The organism is Arcicella lustrica (assembly GCF_034930985.1).
Lineage (GTDB): Bacteria > Bacteroidota > Bacteroidia > Cytophagales > Spirosomataceae > Arcicella > Arcicella lustrica.
Genome location: NZ_JAYGIM010000011.1, coordinates 77240 through 94998, shown reverse-complemented (window position 1 = coordinate 94998; position 17759 = coordinate 77240). Strand labels below are relative to the sequence as shown.

The window sequence follows — 17759 nt, the reverse complement described above, 5'->3', positions numbered from 1 at the left end:
TAGCTTTTCATTAAATTCTTGATTGTACAGCGGTACAACAATTAGTTACAAATTTTGTAGTTATTCTAGTCTTAGCTGTTCAATGATTTTAGAATCAACCCAATATTTTTTTGACTCCCAATATGTGCTTCCACCCTCCCTTATTTTTTCTTCTGACCTTTCAAAAAGCAAATATTTTCCATCAGGGGTTAATCTTGCACCACTTTCTACTAGTTTTGAATTTATCTTATCTCCCATATTGATAGTTGAACCCCATGAGCCATCTTGCTGTCGAAAACTGATATAAATGTCAGACTTGCCATATCCATCTTCTCTCTCACTATCCCATATTAAGTAGGATTCATCAGGTGCTATAAAGGGGTGGGCTGTCAATGCCCCTGAGTTAATCTCCTTACCGAGTAGTTTTGGTTCTTCACGCTTTCCGTCTAGAATCCTTGATATGCGAATTCCTTTATTGCTTTTATAGTCGTCAAAAACAAGAGTACCCTTAGAAGATACTGACATCACCATAATACCCAAATCTTCCCTATCAAACATAGAGCCTAGACTTTTAATTTTGGACCAGCCAGAATCTGTACGCTCTATGTAGGTCCATCTAGAGTATAAGATGTTATTATCGCTAGGATTATGTTTAAAGCTATACTTATTAACCCTGTAATAACTACCTTCATTACGATACACAACAACGAGAGGCTCAAACGGGTCGTTACCTTGATATGTAAAATAAAACTCATCCATATTCAAAGAGTCAGTATCCCATAATTCCCAATCTTGAGAGGTGCTCTTTTTAGGAATAAAAATTTCGGGGTTTAATCCTGGAGTTTTATGTCCAAAGTAAAGGTTCTCTTTCGTTAAAGGATTATTCTTCTTTGTTTCAAACTTCTCTGTTTTGCAAGCACTTAAAAATAATACAAATACCAGTACTGTAATTTTAATCATGTGATTTCTCATTGCTTAATATGTTTTAATTACCGCCAACGTCAGTCTGTGAAAAAAAACTCAGTTGTATTATCTCCCTATATCATAATTATCCAATGAATTGTTGAATTATATGTTTCTTCTAGTTTTGTTTTTTCTATTCTTTTCGAAATACATTTTGATAAAATTCTTTCCATATATAATTTGCATGCCCTTTTTCAAAACTCTTTTCCTATTTATTTGATAGTCTTTTCCAATTTTGCAAAAAGCATGGACTTTTCTGTATCACTTGCAAAATAACATCATAAAAGAATCATGATATTCTCTTTATAGGTTTGTCCAATTGGCACTTCATAATCATTTATTAATATCCTGTTGCCTTCAATCTGTTTGATTTTATTTTTAGCAACAATAAAAGATTTATGAGTCCTTATGAAATCACGTTTTGGAAGCAACTGTTCAAAAACTGAAATTTTTTGATGGCTTACAATCATCTCATTCTTTAAATACACTTTGGTATAATGCCCATAAGCTTCTATGAATAATAAATCTTCAAAATGAATTTGATGGTACTTTTTATCCCCACGCAAGAAAAAGCTATTACTATTTGACGTTGTTTCACTTATTGGCAATGCAGTTATGCTATTCTTATTCCTATTTTGACTACTATCAATTGTTTTGTTAATCGCTTTTATGAAACGGTCAAAGCTAAACGGTTTTAATAAATAATCAGAAATATTAAGTTCATAGCCTTCTAATGCAAATTCTCTGTAAGCTGTGGTCACTATTATTTTGGGTGGATTGGGTAGTGTTTTTAAAAAATCGAAACCAGATAGTTTGGGCATTTTTATATCCAAAAACAACAAGTCAACAGTATTTTCATTTAAAAATTGTAAGGCTTCAAAGGCGTTATAACAACTTCCTTTCTTTTCCAAATGTTGCAAATGCTCGCAATAGTTTTCAATAATGCGATGTGCAATAGGTTCATCATCAATAATTAAATAGTGAATCATGTCATTTCTATTTTAAGGGCTAATTTGTAAATAGAATCATTAACTTCTATTTGTATTTTGTGTTTGTTAGGATATAATAATTTCAAACGCTGTTTTAGGTTCTGTATTCCAATACCAGCAGTTGGGGAAGATTCTTGTACTTCAAAGTTATTTTCAATGTCAAAATAAACTATGTGAGCATCAATTTTTATATTAATATGGATGTAAGCATCTTCTGTTAAGCTTTCTACTCCGTGTTTAAATGCGTTTTCCAAAGGAATAATAAACAGTAAAGGCACAATTTGATAGTCTATTTCGTAATCATGATTAAAAACAATATCGACTCTTTTCTGGTACCTAATTTTATGCAATTCAATGTAGTTCCTTAGATATTCTATTTCATCCTTCAACAGTACAACATCTTCTTTCCCCATATAAATAGTATAGCGCATTATATCTGATAATTTTAAAACAACACTTGGTGCATCATCAGATTTTTCTATTATCAAACCATATAAATTATTTAAAGTATTGAAAAAAAAGTGCGGATTAATCTGGCTTTTCAATAACGATAATTCTGCTTTAGTTTTTTTTGATTCTATTGTTTTCATCCATTTCCACTGCTGATAAAACCAGGTTAAAAGCAACACAAAAAAAGGAACTGTCAAGATGATTTTGATTTCTTTTTCCTGCTGGAAGTAACTGTTTAAATCATCAATATAAATTCTTATATAGTAGAAATAGCCTAAAGCCAAGACATAGAAACCAATTATCATCAATGCGTTTTTCTTAAAATAGGAAGGTGCTAAAATGGCAAAAAAGGATAATCCAACACCAACTAATCCGACAAAGGTTATTGGATTGTCAATTATTTTGGAATTAACATCATTTATTATGATCACAAAAAATACAAAAATCAGGATAAGCAACTTGAGACTAGTGGCTTTATGCTTTTTTAAAAACAAAAAATAATGAATAGGCAAAGAGATTAGTAACCAGCTAAAAATAAAACTCAGCATATTCGCTAATACTCCCGAATCATCAATATAAATGAAATTAAAATACAGTAAAACAACCACTGCTATCCTTTGGATTAGCAATCCATATAAAAAGGCTTTGTACTTTTTAAGAAATTCAATCATGAAGTCAAAATTAATAGAAATTGACTTTGTACCAGTACAACGTGCACCAATTCCCTTAAAAGAAGCATAAACGCTACTTTTTTCGACTTAAAATAGATTTGAACACAAAAATCAATTGTATGTGATTAATATTAACTGGTTGATGATAAAAATTTTAGACCGTTTTAGTTTACTGATATGTTTGTTGAAAATTATAAATATTAAAACTAAAATATTATGAAAGTCTATCTCAAAACAATGCTATTGATGTTATTTGTAATCGTACAAGATACAGTAGCACAAGACACTAAACATTTACTAAATACAAAAGAGAAAAATGCCGTTGTATCAGCAATAAAAACTCATATTGAAGAATCTTATATTGATTTAGATTTATCAAAAAAAATGATAATTGAATTAGACAAAAATTTAAAATCTAATAAGTATGAGAAAATTACAAGTCCTGTTGAATTCTCTAAAACAGTAACTGAAGATTTGCAAAGTATTAGTAAAGATTTGCACCTAAAAGTTCGATTTGAACCAGAGCGTATCGCCCAGGAAAAGCTTATTGTTTCTGAAGAGAAGCAATTAGAAATGGAGAAAAGAACAGCTATGCAAATAGCCGAAATAAATTACGGATTTACAGAGGTAAAAATACTGGATGGAAACATTGGTTATTTAAATTTAAGTCAGTTTGCAGATATAAAATATGCTGAAGAAACTGCTACAGCAACGATGAATTTTTTAAGCAATGCCAATGCAATCATTATCGATTTACGTTCAAATGGAGGTGGTGTTCCAAGTATGATGCAGTTATTATCGAGTTACTTCTTAGCTGAAAAACCTGTTTTATTAAGTGACTTTTATGAACGAAAAACAAACACAAAAACACAACTGTACTCATTTGAAAATGTAAATGGGAAACGAAGTGCAAACAAGCCACTTTATATCCTAACCAGTAAGCATACGTTTTCGGCGGCAGAGGCATTTACTTATACTTTAAAACATTTAGACAAAGCCATTGTTATTGGAGAAATTACTAAAGGTGGTGCTAATAGAACAAAACGAATTAATTTAAATGACGAGTTTACAATATCGTTATCTTATATACAATCTATTCACCCTGTTACAAAAACTAACTGGGAAGGAAAAGGTGTTGAGCCTAACATAAAAACAAATGAAAAAGACGCTTTTATTTATGCGTACATAGATGCTATTAAAAAGACATTTAAAAGAAATAAGAATACTATTTTAAACAAAATTGGCTACGGTTTTTTGAAAGATAAATTGATTGATAATGCTATTGCCGTATTTCAGGAGAATGCAAAATTATTTCCAAATGATTCAAATTCATGGGATAGTTTAGGTGAAGCGTATTTTGCAAATCAGGATAAAGAGAACGCATTAAAATCATACAAAAAAGCTTTAGAATTAGACTCTAGTTCAGAATCTGCAAAAGCAATGATTCAGAAATTAGAAGTCATGAAATGAGAAAAAAACTTACAGCAACTGCTTGGCGTTATAGTTAATATATTTATCAGCTAAAAGTTATTGACATAGAGCGAAATTGAAATAACAAAAAAAGCCTTTAAAATAAATCATTTTGAAGGCTTTTAATGCAAAGTAACCAATGGATTCAACGCAAAAAATCTTACTTTAGCTATCAAGAAACGTCAAAATAGGTATTTGGGTGTGCTTATCTATATCCGAAACCTTTTATTCTTAAGCCTATTCAACTTTTGTTTAAGGTAACTTTTTAAAATCCCAATCATTTGTCTTCATTGTCCACTCAAACGTCAGTTCAAACTATCAGAGTGACTCGTTCATCCAGTTAGATTTTTGTATTAAAGTCACAACTCCTATGTTGTATGCGTAAATGGCCGCAGGGACAAAAGTAATGTTCAGATTATCTAATGTCCTATTACCTGTTTGATCCATGGTAGTTACCAAAGTAGCCTTAAAACTATTTTGATTGCAAAAATGTAATAGACTGTTTAACTCCTGTGGTTTGTCAAAATAGCGATTACTCCATTTAACTTCTACACACCATTGTGGCCTAAATAATTTATTATCGATGAGAACTATATCTACTTCGCCTTCAGAGCGTCCCATTTTCCAACGAGCATATTTTAAGTCAAGATTTTCCCTGTGCATCCATTGAGAAAAAATAGCAGTCTCTACCATATTTCCTGACTCATTATCGGTTTCTTGTATTGGTGAAAACAAAGCAGTACGTAATGATGGATTGGTTAAATACACTTTGAAATTAGTAATCCGTTTGAATTTCTTGGCATTATCATCAATTTTGTGAATGACCTTAATTAAAAAGGCTGCTTCTAAGTATTCTAAGTACTTCTTAATAATTTCTTTCTGAATACCGCTGTCTCTCCCTAATTTTTCATAAGAAAATTCATTGCCTGTATTATAAGCTAAATAACTGAAAAAACTATTGAGTTCCTGAACATCTTTGATACCGTATAAACTAGGTAAGTCTCGCAACAGAACTTTATCAACAATATCGCTTTTTACGTAGCGTCCCATATCACGCTGAATTTTTTCAGATAAAACTACTTCTGGATACCCACCATAATTAAGATAATGGAAAAACTCTTTGTTCAAAGCCTTATTATCGTGAGTAGTAAAAAATGGTACTTCTTTTTCATTATAAATAATGGATTTAGATTGTACTAAATGATTCAATCCTTTAAGATGTATGTACTCATGGAAAGTTAATGGTGGTAACATAAAATCTGTAAATCTACCAGCACCGCTTTCTGAGCTTTGTAATCGTAACGCTGCCGCAGCCGAACCAGAAACGATGAACTTCGTTTTTGGGTAAAAATCGACCAATACTTTGAGATGACGTTCCCAATCTTTTAAGTATTGAATTTCGTCAAAAAACACAAAACATCCTTCCAGACTTTCTAAATGAACGGCCTCTTTTGCCAACAATAATATATCCTCTAAACCCAGTTGCATATAAATAGGATTGTCGATGCCGATGAAAAAGATTTTTTGAGGAGAAACCTTTTCTTTAATTAATTCTTGTATAGCATGAAACATCATAACCGTTTTGCCTACACGACGTGGCCCCATTAAAACCACAGCTCTTTTTATTTCAGTTTCTTTTACAAAAGGATAGAACAAATCAAAATATAGTCTTTTGGACATATCCATGTACGTTTGTTGTACTTGACCTGAGAGCCACCAAGGATTTTCATACTGTAAACGTTCTATCCTTTTAGAAGTTGGAATAACATTATTAAAGTTCATAATTTTATTTATTTTCACGTAAATGTAAAAATAAATAAAACAAAAATGTTTTATTTATACAAATAAAACATTTTAAGCTAGTTAACTTATTATTAATGGTTTATTTCCACCACTCCATCACCACTTAATATTAGCAATCTATACATTCGGATAAGCTCTATAAGTAAAGCTTATTCTAAAACAATATTACACTAACTCATGTTTTGGTATTTACAGTAACATTTTATGAATAATCTCAAAGTGTTTTTAGTAGCGGATTTTAGAATCATTGCAGTTTCCCAATACAAATATTTTAATTCTTAAGCCTATTTAACTATTGTTTGGCATAACGTTTACAAGTACAAATCATTGACATTCTACACTAAAGCAATATTCCCTAACATTTCCTAAATGCTTTTTCCATTGGCTTCCGCATAGACTTTATTCAAGAGCCAGATGCTGCTTTGTCCCATTTCAAGAGCAAAGGTATGAACGTGTTCTTAACCCAGGAACAAGGTCAAGCCTTGGGTTTGCCAAAAAATCTCCACCCATGCGGGTCGTATTTATTTGGTAAAACCTTGTTCCTGCTAAACACTAACCTTTTATGCTCCTGAAACGAAACAAAGCATACTCCGACTCTTTACACGAATAAAAAAAATGTCAGACATGAAAAAATACAGCATTGAAAATGGCAATAAAGTGAAACGAAACAGCACCACCTCTCATTGCCGAATAAATCTAAATAAATCAAATCAAATCACATCAAAGTAAACAACATAAAATATGGCAAACTGGTGCAGTAATATGGTTACTTTCGAGGGAAGTATCGAAGCAATCAAACAGATACAACAGCTTTTCGAAGCAATGAAAGCAAACGAAGAGAAAACAAGACAAGGGCAACTGCCCGACTTTACAGACAATACTAACGGAGGTTATTTTTTCAATATCTATTGGAACGAGGGAGACGAAGGCATATTTCAGTATGAGACAAAATGGGCACCCAATTCCGAAATATTAAGAACGATAGCAGAAAGGTATCTATTGAACTTCATTCATGACTATGAGGAAATGGGCAACGGTATATACGGTAAAGCAAGTTATCAAAATGCAATACTAGACGATGTGTGTTTAAGCGACGAAGAATTGGATTTGTATTCTTTTGACGAAGAAACTGATACTTATCATTTTGAAGGAGAAGTCTATGAAATAGAATACGAGATATTGGAAATACTTCTCGAACGAAAACTATCTTTCTGACAGTAATGGCTTTAAAGGTTTGTTGCCTTAATGGAACAAACCTTTAAGTTATTATGAGGTGGAGCCTGAAACAACAGTTTTTGACACATTACAACCGGAACAGCAACAAGAAGCAAACTAATCCCCTCAATTACATATCTTTCAAAGTTTTTTTCATCATTTTTCCTATGAAATTGGTCGCTAACTTTGGATTTAGGCGATAAAGTAAATCCAAAATCATGGCATCTTTTCCAACGGTTACTCTGTATTTGTCGCATTCTATTGCTCGAATAATTATTTCAGCAGCTTTTGAAGCTGGTAAAGCTAATTTTGTTTGTTGCGAATTAGCTTCAATTTTGGGTTTTCCAAGTCCAGAATTCTCTGTAATGTTTGTTGCGATTGCCCCTGGATGTACAACTGTAACCTTTACGTTGGTATCTTTCAGTTCTGCATACAGTCCTTCTGTAAATATTTTCACCGCAGCTTTAGCAGCTCCATAAATAGTTTGTCGTGGAAAAGGAATAAAACCTCCCATACTCGAAATATTAACAATGTGTGCTTCTGGACGCTCTAAGAAATGAGGTAAAAAGGCTTTGGTTAAATAAACCGTTCCATAAAAATTGACGTTGATAACTCGGTTAATCTCTTCAATGTTCAAATCGTTTACTGGAATAAATTTTTGAATAATTCCTGCATTATTAATAATTCCATCTACTGAACCAAAGTGCTTGATAACCTCATTTGGCAAGGCATCAACTTTTTCTTTATTAGTAATATCAAGGGTAAAAACCTTAAATCTATCATCGCCAACACCTGCTATTTTCTGGGTTTCTAAAAGTGAATTTAAGTTTATATCAACACCTACCACATTAGCTTGTTTTTTGATTAATTGTAGGGCTAATTCTCTTCCTATTCCACTACCAGCACCTGTTAGTACAATGGTTTTATTTGCTATTTGCATTTTTTTATTTGTTAAAATAGATTTTAATTGGAGCTAATAAACCTGAAGGTAACAATTGAGCGTCCTTTCTGTAAAATGGGATTGTAGTAAAAGTAGTTTTCTTGGCATTGGGTTGGGCATCGCCAATCAAACGATTTACCCAAAGATTTGAAACCTTGATTTGGATGGTATTTTTGCCAGTCTTTACAGCTTCTGAAATATCCAGTTTAAAAGGCTTCTTCCATGCTGTACCCACATTTTTACCATTAATAATTACTTCAGCGATATGCTTTACATCACCCAAATCAATGATATAATTTCCTGATTTATCAGGGTTGCTGAGCGTAAAAGTGTTTTCATAAGTAGCAGTTCCCGAGAAATACTTAACATCTGCATCTGGATTTTCAGACCAAGAGGTAAGTTCTTCAAAATCAATAATTTTGTTATTGAAATTTGCCTTCCAAGTACCTGTTAAGGGTGTAACCAAACTTTCTTTACTTGCTGTTTTCGTGTAACTCTTTGCTGCTGTTTTACCTTTGAAAATTATAAAATATGCGTCCCAAGATTCAAATTTCAATGGTATAATAGTTCGCCCATCTACTATTTTATAAGAAATTTTTTCTGTTTTTCCCGTTTGAGGATTCCACAATGCTGGTATTTTTCCACTTACCTTAAAACTTACTTCTGTATTAGTTGACTCTTCTCCACGATTATTTAACCAATAAATATCTTGGTCGGAACTCTGACGATGACGGTAAAGTATTTTATTTTTTGTACTGCTAATTATTACATCAGGTTTTAAATTGATTTTATCAAACGCTGTAACATTTGTTTTCGACCAAATTTCATCAGCCAATTTCTTGAAATCTGATTCGTTATCCGTTAAACTTGGTGATTTTTCGGGTTTTGTTCCTATTATCTTTACTCCATTATCTACCAACGATTTGATTTTTTTCAGCACTGGTAGTGTCATGTACTTTGCTGATTCATCTAATATCAACACCTTGTACGTATTTCCGCTTTTAGCGATTAACTCGCCGTTTTTTGCTTGTATGGCGTTGAGTAAAGCAGATGTATTCACAAAATCAAATTCAAATCCAGTAGGAATATTGGGTAGTTTCTCTCTACAAATCCACGTGATATTGGTGTTTTCTCCATAATAATAAAGGATATCGGCAACGTTTTTACCTTGTTGAAGCATATATGAGCTTCGACCCAAATAATCCATCCAAGCTTTTGCTCCTGCTCCTGCCCATGTTTCTTGACGAGTAAAATACTGTCCGAATGGCCCAAGTGAAAAACCTGGTTTCCTATCGTCAAGTGGTTGATGAACAGAAGTATGAATTACAAAACGGTTCAATCCAGAAGCCATCTCAAGATCTGCGGTGCGCTTTAATTTTTCTGGATGCCATGAAAAAGCATTTTGAATTGCCGTCATTGATTCTGCTGCAACTATAGATTTTCCATAAATATTGGCTACTGAGGCTGATTCACGAATATCGGCTTCGCTTCGTACTTCTTCATTTCCACCTGATTGTAAACTACCAGGAGTCCACATCGCAGACATCGGAATCTCAGCATTACGTTTTACATCCATTCCATCGGCCAAAAATATACGTCCATTTTCGTGCGATTCGGTATAACGCTTCATTCCTCTTTTAGACAATTCTTCGCCAATTACTTCATAATGATTTTCAACTATCATTTCACCAATCGTTTTACGAAAATCCCAAAGGAATTTTTCGCTTGCTTCGGTATTTTTCATAATACGACCAATCAAAACAGGCATCCAAGTTATCATATCATATCCACGGCGTTTTTTGAATTCTTCAGGAAATGCTTTTGTCCAGTTCATGTGACCAGCTTCGTAGCTATCCAAGACCATGTATTGCAAGCCTTTTTCACCCATCATTCCACCCGTTGCATCTTTGTACATATCTAAGTAGGTATTGATGTATTTTCTAACAGCGTCTCTGTCGAGTTTATCTACTTCTAAACCTGTTGCTTCTGGTGATGCTGGATGATTTTGACGACCCGTAAGAGAGTATCCAAAACGGATAATTCCCCAATTTCCTGCTGGAGCTTGCCAATTCAATGTTCCATCTGGTAGCATTTTATTAGTTAAATCTATCACATCTTCGGTCGAAATCACATCTTGCATTACTCCTTGCCCCCCTTTTATCATGTTATTTTCTTCTCTCCAAGGCGTAAAACCTGCCTTGTCTTCGGCTTGGTCGATTCTGTCAGTATTGTAAAGGATAAATTCTGAAACTTCAACTCCATCTGGTTTTTCTACCTTTGGATTTCCACCAGACATTGCAGCCATCACATTCATAGGTGGTGGTAATGTTTTATAGGCTATTCTCCAATATTTGGCTGTGGTTGCAGGAAAGCTTATCGTATTGAATGGGACAATACTGCTTGTAAAAGCCGCAATTTCTTTAAAATTAATACCATCGTCACTCACTTTTATCGAACGATTGAGGGCTACACCATTAAAATCTGACGAACCTCTTGTGATTGCTCCAGTAATAGAAGCCGCTTTGAATGTTTTGGGAGAATCAAATTCATATTGAACCCACATATCTTCGCCAACTGCCATTGGAGGGAGCATTGTTGGATTCCCCAAATCACCATCGGTAAGATTCTTGAAATTGAATGCTCCACCACTAGAACTTACTTTTGGTGTAAAATCAGTAAACGATTTATCATTTTGAGGTAAACGAAATGCAATGACCATCGCATCACGATAAAATATAGGTTTGTCGCCTACATATTTACTAAAAAATGATTCTGATTTGTATGGAGAAGATTGGAATTTACCTGCAATATCTGACGGTTTTGGTAAATTTAATGATATGTTTTTCCCCCCTTCAACTCTGGTTTCTGTCCATACATATTTTTTCATGGCATCTTCTGGTTTTACCCAAGGGCCTCCTGTTACACTCCAACCCGGTGAGCCTGCAATGGCCATTTCTAAGCCTTTTTGGTTAGCTAATTCAGTAGTGAATTTGAAGGCATCTTTCCATTCGGGAGTCATGAAAACCAATTTTTTGGGTACAATTACGGGAGTAAGTAAATTAGCATCAAAATTCTGAAAACCTCCAATTCCTGTTTTTTCAAACCATTCAAGGTCTTTTTTTATGCCCTCTTTGGTGATATTACCATTCATCCAATGCCACCAAACTCTTGGTTTGGCGGCATTGGGTGGTGTTTGGAAATCTTTCAATTGCGGGCTTTGGGCAAATGTAAGACTAGGAATTAGGAGAATTCCAAAGATAATTTTTTTCATGTTTTTCAATTTAAAATCATGGTTTTTTTGCACCAAAAAGACTGTCTTATTTACTAAAAGTCAGGAACATAATACTATAAGCAGGTAACTCAACGATTCCCTTTTTTACTGTTTTGCCTTCTATTTCAGGTAATTCATCATTTGCAGTCAACTTCAATACTTTCCCGTTTAGGCTAACTTTTTTAGTTACCAATTCATCGGCAGTAAGTAAATATTGTTTTGCATCAGCAGGAATACTTACAGAGGTTGCTGTTTTATTGGTATTCAGTATCATTACTGTTTTGCCTTTTGATTTATTTTTCAGATTATGAGCATAAGTATATACTCCTGTTTCTGAATTTCCTGCATCATACACTTGGTTTCCCATGAGTTTATTCCAAAGATGAGCTGCCCAATAATTTGGGCGAGGATTATGAGTATCATGGTCTAACAAACCATATTCACTTCTTGCAAGCGTATTGTGCATGACTACTTGAACGCCCTTTTTGGCTAGTCGCCCCATTTGGTCTAAATATCTGAAACTATCAATATAGGTAGCTGCCCAAGGATTACCACCACAAGCAGTCTCGGCAGTTTCAGTTAGCCAAATGGGCGTATTAGGCATATATTTATCTCTGGCATTTTGATAAAATTCCAGTCCCTTTTCAGTTCTTTTTAACCAATCTGGTGATAAGGCATTTTCTACTTTTTGCCCTCCTAAACAACGCTTTGAGATATTACCGTAATAGTGGTATGTAAATACTTCAAAACTTGGTTTTGGTGTATGTGATAATAATTCATCAATCGGAAAGTCTAATCCAGCAGGAATAATACCACCTTCGGTGCTTGACCCTGGACCAATAATTCTCATTTTAGGGGCATAAGTACTTGCAAAGTCCTTAAAAAGAGCGAATTCTTTGGCGAAAATCTCCCCGTTATATCCTTTAGGTGCATCGCCATGAATGGCGTGAGAAGGCTCATTGAAAAATTCGGCAGCGTGAATATCACCACCCACTGAATTGGTATAATCAATAATTGATTTTACTTGTGTTGGTTGCCACTTTCCAGACTCGTCTCGCATACCCTCACTGATAGGAAATGATGTCACGAGTTTTCCATCAACTGCTTTACAAAAATCTACTACGCCCTTCCATTGTTGACGAGTAAGTATATTTTTAAACCCTTTGGGCGGGCTACTTAACTTAGGTCCATCGTTGTTTTGAAAAAAAATGGCATTTGCCCAAGTACCGCTTACTCTTACATAGGTTGGTCCTAATCCAGCAGCAAGATTTCGTATTTTTTTTTCGTATAGATTTATTGGTTCAATTTTCCATTTCAAGGCATCAATCCCCTTTCTATCAGAGTGTTTTCTGACAGAATCTACCAAATTGTAGGGGATCCAGAAATCGCCACCAATAACCTCACACATTTCTATATTGAATGATTGATACCGCTCATCTACCTTTCCGATAAAGCTCATATCTTTCAAATTAATTTTGTTTTGTGGAGCGTTTTGCTGTGCAAAGACATTTCCACCAAGTAAAGCAAAAACCCAAAAAAGGAGTATTTTTTTCATGATTTTCATTATTTAAAAGACATTCTAGTACTTATTTGTATTCTACCTGTTTGATATTTTTATTTAAAAAATCACCAAAGAAGTGAAGAACCTATTTACCTTATTACAACTATCACTCTATCTTAGCTCACCGGGAACACCAGTTGGTAGCCCTTTTGCTAAATCAACATCTACTTTACGATTATCTAATTGTGCCTTGATAGTCCCCGACCCTATTTTATCTGGATAAAACCACACATTATCAACTTTCAAAAACCCTTTGTGCTTACCACTTACTTTTAAATCAGCAAACCAGTGTGAAGTCCTTGAAAATGGATCATTTGGGTTCGGTGCATTTCTTTTCTCATTGCCATTCAAAACGTATTCGCCATCATCAGTAAAGTTGAAATATTCTATTTTGAACATCGGCTCTTTTGGATTTGAAGTATCCAAATTTATATTAGCATAGCCCGACACTTTGCCTTTGAGTATCCCTTCTGTTGGTATATTCGTATTTACCATTGGTTTTAAGTCTTCTAATTTCAATGCCCAATCCAATGTTGGTGTATATACTGGTAGTGGATTAGTTGGCTTTCTTGAAATAAATTTGATTAATCTCAAACGACCAAGTTGTTCACCTTCTTTTAATTGCCAATGGTCTTTTTGTTCCCAAAAAACACCTTTTGTACTACTTTTATGCCAAGCGAAGTTGCCAAAATGATTGTATTCACTTAAATTATCCTTTGCTACAGTTAGGTTTTGACCTGTGTAACCTTTTTCTGGCAAACGATTTCTATCACCAAATTGGTCAGTCATAGTAAGTCCATAAAATCTTCTATGTCTTCCGTTGCCATTTTTACCCTCCCTATGAGGGGCTACCCATTGATTTCGATACTCTGCAACTCCAGCACTTAGGCTTGTACCAGCTATTAAGGGACGAGGTATTAAACCAAAAGCATCCATTCGATTATGATGTCTTTGTGTTTGAAAAATTATCCACTTGCCATCTGGTGAGGGGTAAACACCTTCGTCATAACTAAAATGACGAGTAAAACGACTTACATCACCTGTTTTAAGGTCAATTTTACAGATGTCGTAGTTATTTGCTTCAAAAGTTGTAATAGTGCTTAGATAGCGCCCCATATCCGTAAAACTTTTCACTTCACCATTGCCATAAAAATAAGGTCTAAAATAGGATGAATCCGTTTCCAGAGTTTTATCACCTGCTATAACTCTTGTCTTAGTAAGTTCATACCTTTCTCCTTTTTGGTCAGAAACTCTGGTCAATTCACTCACTAATACAAGAGAAGTAGGTCTGGTAGTAATCAAGGTATATGCTACATGAATACCATCTTGTGACATATTGGTAGCAATACGTGCAAGAAATCTGGCTCCAGGAATCTCTGGAAAAACTAAAGGCAATATTTTAGCCTCCTTACAATCTACAATCGAAGGGCTACACTCTAAAATTCCTCTAGGCGTGTAAACTCTTTTGCCATCAGGCAGTGGAACAGGCATTTCATCACCAATTGGTTGATTCAAATGACAAGTAAGGCATTTAAACCCGCTACCATCTTCTTTCATTACTGCCAAATCTGATTCATGTTTACCTTTCATGGTTACATCCATTATTAGATGTTCATTATCAGGCAAATAATTTACTAATGATACTTCGGATACCTCACTAGGTATAGGAATGGTTGTTACCTCAAATGCCTCGGGTTTTGGCGGTTTCGGAAGTTTGGGAGCAATAGAATAATTTTTGGGTGTATTTGTTCCCAATTTTTTAGAATCAAAATTCATACTTTGTGAGAGTACATTAAAATGCACCTGTAAAACGATTGTAATTATCGTTGAACTTATAAAAAGTTTAAAACTCATTTTTCCCATGATTTTATTATTTGAAGACATAATAACATTTATAGTGAAAGTAAAGCGTGTTTTATTTCATTGAGTACTAATAACGATTTGAGCAGCCGTTAGCCCGTTTGAGTATGCTTTCAAAATAATATTCCCCTTTTTACCTGTAGGCCTAAGTATCGCCAAGCATTTTCCATTAGTAGTATTTCGCTTAGGTTGCTGAAAACTTGCCATTTCGGTTGGACTTGCACTACCTACACCAGCCAATTCACCTTCGCCACTGATTGAGAATTGAATCGGCACATTGGCAGTTGGTACAACTTGATTATTTTCATCTACGATTTCGACTGCAACAAAAGACAAATCGTTTCTGCTCGCTTTAATTTTAGTGCGGTCGGCTGTTAAGCGAATTTTATTGGCTGTTCCTACCGTTTTTAATACAACACTTTGGGTTTCAATACCATTTTCAACATTTACAGCTTTGAGTGTACCAGTTTGATAAGGCACTTGAAATCTTGCCGTAATACTATTGGGGGCTATTTTTTGTTCATCAATAAGTTGGTTATTCAGATATAAACGCACAAATGAAGCCCTTGAAAATACTCTTACTTGCAATGGTTTACCTTCTGCACCATGCCATGACCAGCTTTGTTTCTCTAAAGGCCATCCCCAATCACTTATATTTTCGACCATACCTTCAGCAATGGGTTCATGTACTGCCATTTCGATAGGGCTGTTTCTCCAAACAACATCTCTGTAATAAGATTGTGGCTTTTTGTTGCCTACCAAATCGATATCTCCACACCAAGCATTAAACCAAGGATACTTCAATAGCCTTACTTTCTTTTCCATTTTATCGTAAGTTGCATTACCTGTTGAGGCTTCTCCGAGATAATCAAAAGCCGTCCAAACAAAATCTCCAATGATATAAGGGTGTTTTTCTACTAAATTCCAGTTTTCTAAAGCATCTTTAGGGAGAGACTCCGACCCTACCATAATTCTATTAGGATATTTTTCATGGTCAGCTTCATACCTTTGCCATTCGTAATTATAGCCACCAACATCTAAAAGAGCGAAAGCATTAGCGGTTGTGTCCCATTTATAAGTAGGTTTATCCCAAAATTTGCAAAGTGCTTCTGTTACTGGGCGAGTAGGGTCTATTAAATGGACTCTATCAACTAATTTTTTTGCGGTTTGTAAGCTATCTACTCTTTCAGGAATCTCATTTCCAATACTCCACATAATAATAGAAGGATGATTTCTATCTCGAAGAAGCATCGCATCTAAATCTTTTTGCCACCAATCTTTAAAAAATGTATGACTATCATGCGGCAATTTAGCTTTTTCCCATGCGTCAAAAGCCTCGTCTATTACCAACATTCCCAATCTATCACAAATATCAAGAAATTGTTTTGAGGGCGGATTATGGCTTAGGCGTATGGCATTAAAGCCATTCTTTTTAAGAATTTCTATTTTTCGTTCCTCTGCACGATCAATAGCCGCCGCACCCAAAGGACCATTATCGTGATGAACACAGCCTCCTTTCAATAAAACTCTTTTACCGTTTAAGGTAAATCCGTTTTGTGCATCTACATGAATACTTCTGATTCCAAAAGGTGTTTCTACTCGGTCAATTGTTTTATTACTTTCTTTAATTTCGGAAATGAGCGTATAAAGCGTAGGTGCTTCGAGTGTCCATAAATTAGGATTACTGACAATTATTTGTTGATCCGTTGGACTCTTTGTATTTATTTTTTGAGTTGCTTGACCAACTATTTTTCCATTTGGAGCTACGATTTTGGAAACCAAACTCAAACTTTGAGGATTTTGTCTTTCATTAATAATAGTTGTGTGTATTTTCACTGTAGCCTTTTGCTTGTCTATCAAAGGTGTAGTTACATAAACGCCCCACGTAGCAATATGTGTTGGATCGGTTACAATCAGTGAAGCATGTCGATAAATACCCGAACCGCTATACCAGCGAGAATTCATTCCTTCATTTCTTACTTGTACAGCCAGTACATTTTCTTGACCAAGTGGATTTAGATAAGGCGTTAAATCATAATAAAAAGGAGTATATCCATTCGGATGATTTCCCAAATAATGTCCATTTAACCAAACATCCGAGTTCATATAAATGCCATCGAAATAAATACTTACTTGCTTGTTTTGAAATACTTTGTCTGTTTTAAACTTTTTCCGATACCAAGCCGTGCCTCCTTTGGTAAATCCTGTGAAAATAGACCCCATACTTTTTCTATCGAAAGGACCAATAATAGTATCCTTTTTTTGATTTGGCAAATCTTCGATACTCCAATCATGTGGAATATCTAATTTTCGCCATTGAGTATCGTTGAATGCAATTTGCTGGGCATTAGCAACTTTATCTTTACTAAAAAGCCAATCACTATCAAAAGGAATATTTCTTCTTGACTCAATTATTTTGTTCCCTCCTTGTGCCAAGGATGAATGAAATAAAAATAAGAATGGCGCTATAGATCCTCCTATAATAGCCCCTAAGTTTTTATTTGATACCATTTCTTAAACTGTTTAATTAGATTTTGAAAAGACGATAACTGGTGTAATGGTTTATATAAAATAGGAACAGTTTTAC

The 17759-nt window shown here is 34.4% G+C and carries 11 protein-coding genes; 2 read left to right on the top strand and 9 right to left on the bottom strand.

Annotated elements, in window-relative coordinates; all coding sequences use genetic code 11:
* Positions 1–60: 60 nt before the first annotated feature.
* The 3 genes from VB798_RS14945 to VB798_RS14935 form a co-directional block, all read right to left on the bottom strand.
* A complete protein-coding gene (locus tag VB798_RS14945) occupies positions 61–939 on the bottom strand; it encodes a TolB-like translocation protein (protein ID WP_323259697.1) in 879 nt (292 codons plus the stop codon).
* A 281-nt stretch (positions 940–1220) separates the two neighbouring features.
* Positions 1221–1931 (bottom strand): LytR/AlgR family response regulator transcription factor, encoded by a 711-nt coding sequence (locus VB798_RS14940; RefSeq protein WP_323259695.1) that lies wholly within the window; start codon positions 1929–1931, stop codon positions 1221–1223.
* On the bottom strand, positions 1928–3052 hold the full coding sequence (locus tag VB798_RS14935) for a sensor histidine kinase (protein ID WP_323259693.1): 1125 nt from the start codon (positions 3050–3052) through the stop codon (positions 1928–1930). The genes VB798_RS14940 and VB798_RS14935 overlap by 4 nt, the downstream gene beginning before the upstream one ends.
* A 216-nt stretch (positions 3053–3268) precedes the next feature.
* Between VB798_RS14935 and VB798_RS14930 the strand changes: the two genes are divergently transcribed.
* The gene (locus VB798_RS14930) at positions 3269–4522 is read left to right on the top strand and encodes a S41 family peptidase (RefSeq protein WP_323259691.1); all 1254 of its coding nucleotides are present in this window, start codon (positions 3269–3271) and stop codon (positions 4520–4522) included.
* A 318-nt stretch (positions 4523–4840) separates the two neighbouring features.
* Here the strand turns inward: VB798_RS14930 and VB798_RS14925 are convergent, their stop codons facing one another.
* Entirely contained in the window at positions 4841–6304 is a 1464-nt protein-coding gene (locus tag VB798_RS14925; protein ID WP_323259689.1) for an ATP-binding protein, read from the bottom strand.
* A 762-nt stretch (positions 6305–7066) separates the two neighbouring features.
* Between VB798_RS14925 and VB798_RS14920 the strand changes: the two genes are divergently transcribed.
* The gene (locus VB798_RS14920) at positions 7067–7540 is read left to right on the top strand and encodes a DUF1281 family ferredoxin-like fold protein (protein ID WP_323259687.1); all 474 of its coding nucleotides are present in this window, start codon (positions 7067–7069) and stop codon (positions 7538–7540) included.
* A 130-nt stretch (positions 7541–7670) separates the two neighbouring features.
* Here VB798_RS14920 and VB798_RS14915 read toward each other — a convergent pair whose 3' ends face one another.
* The 5 genes from VB798_RS14915 to VB798_RS14895 all read right to left on the bottom strand — a co-directional run bounded on the left by VB798_RS14915 (position 7671) and on the right by VB798_RS14895 (position 17683).
* Entirely contained in the window at positions 7671–8480 is an 810-nt protein-coding gene (locus tag VB798_RS14915; RefSeq protein ID WP_323259685.1) for an SDR family NAD(P)-dependent oxidoreductase, read from the bottom strand.
* 4 nt (positions 8481–8484) lie between these two features.
* Entirely contained in the window at positions 8485–11751 is a 3267-nt protein-coding gene (locus VB798_RS14910; RefSeq protein ID WP_323259683.1) for a glycosyl hydrolase, read from the bottom strand.
* Positions 11752–11797: 46 nt separating this feature from the next.
* Entirely contained in the window at positions 11798–13306 is a 1509-nt protein-coding gene (locus VB798_RS14905; RefSeq protein ID WP_323259682.1) for a glycosyl hydrolase family 79 N-terminal domain-containing protein, read from the bottom strand.
* A gap of 117 nt (positions 13307–13423) precedes the next feature.
* Complete coding sequence (locus VB798_RS14900) at positions 13424–15166, bottom strand: TolB-like translocation protein (protein WP_323259681.1); 1743 nt, start codon at positions 15164–15166, stop codon at positions 13424–13426.
* Between the two features lie 66 nt (positions 15167–15232).
* Complete coding sequence (locus VB798_RS14895; protein WP_323259679.1) at positions 15233–17683, bottom strand: glycoside hydrolase family 2 TIM barrel-domain containing protein; 2451 nt, start codon at positions 17681–17683, stop codon at positions 15233–15235.
* Positions 17684–17759: the final 76 nt, after the last annotated feature.

Excerpts from the sequence above, each read along its gene's own strand:
- VB798_RS14920 (WP_323259687.1), top strand. The coding sequence starts at position 7,067 with ATGGCAAACTGGTGCAGTAATATGGTTACTTTCGAGGGAAGTATCGAA.
- VB798_RS14945 (WP_323259697.1), bottom strand. The coding sequence starts at position 939 with ATGATTAAAATTACAGTACTGGTATTTGTATTATTTTTAAGTGCTTGC.
- VB798_RS14930 (WP_323259691.1), top strand. The coding sequence starts at position 3,269 with ATGAAAGTCTATCTCAAAACAATGCTATTGATGTTATTTGTAATCGTA.
- VB798_RS14905 (WP_323259682.1), bottom strand. The coding sequence starts at position 13,306 with ATGAAAAAAATACTCCTTTTTTGGGTTTTTGCTTTACTTGGTGGAAAT.
- VB798_RS14940 (WP_323259695.1), bottom strand. The coding sequence starts at position 1,931 with ATGATTCACTATTTAATTATTGATGATGAACCTATTGCACATCGCATT.
- VB798_RS14915 (WP_323259685.1), bottom strand. The coding sequence starts at position 8,480 with ATGCAAATAGCAAATAAAACCATTGTACTAACAGGTGCTGGTAGTGGA.
- VB798_RS14910 (WP_323259683.1), bottom strand. The coding sequence starts at position 11,751 with ATGAAAAAAATTATCTTTGGAATTCTCCTAATTCCTAGTCTTACATTT.
- VB798_RS14935 (WP_323259693.1), bottom strand. The coding sequence starts at position 3,052 with ATGATTGAATTTCTTAAAAAGTACAAAGCCTTTTTATATGGATTGCTA.
- VB798_RS14925 (WP_323259689.1), bottom strand. The coding sequence starts at position 6,304 with ATGAACTTTAATAATGTTATTCCAACTTCTAAAAGGATAGAACGTTTA.
- VB798_RS14900 (WP_323259681.1), bottom strand. The coding sequence starts at position 15,166 with ATGAGTTTTAAACTTTTTATAAGTTCAACGATAATTACAATCGTTTTA.
- VB798_RS14895 (WP_323259679.1), bottom strand. The coding sequence starts at position 17,683 with ATGGTATCAAATAAAAACTTAGGGGCTATTATAGGAGGATCTATAGCG.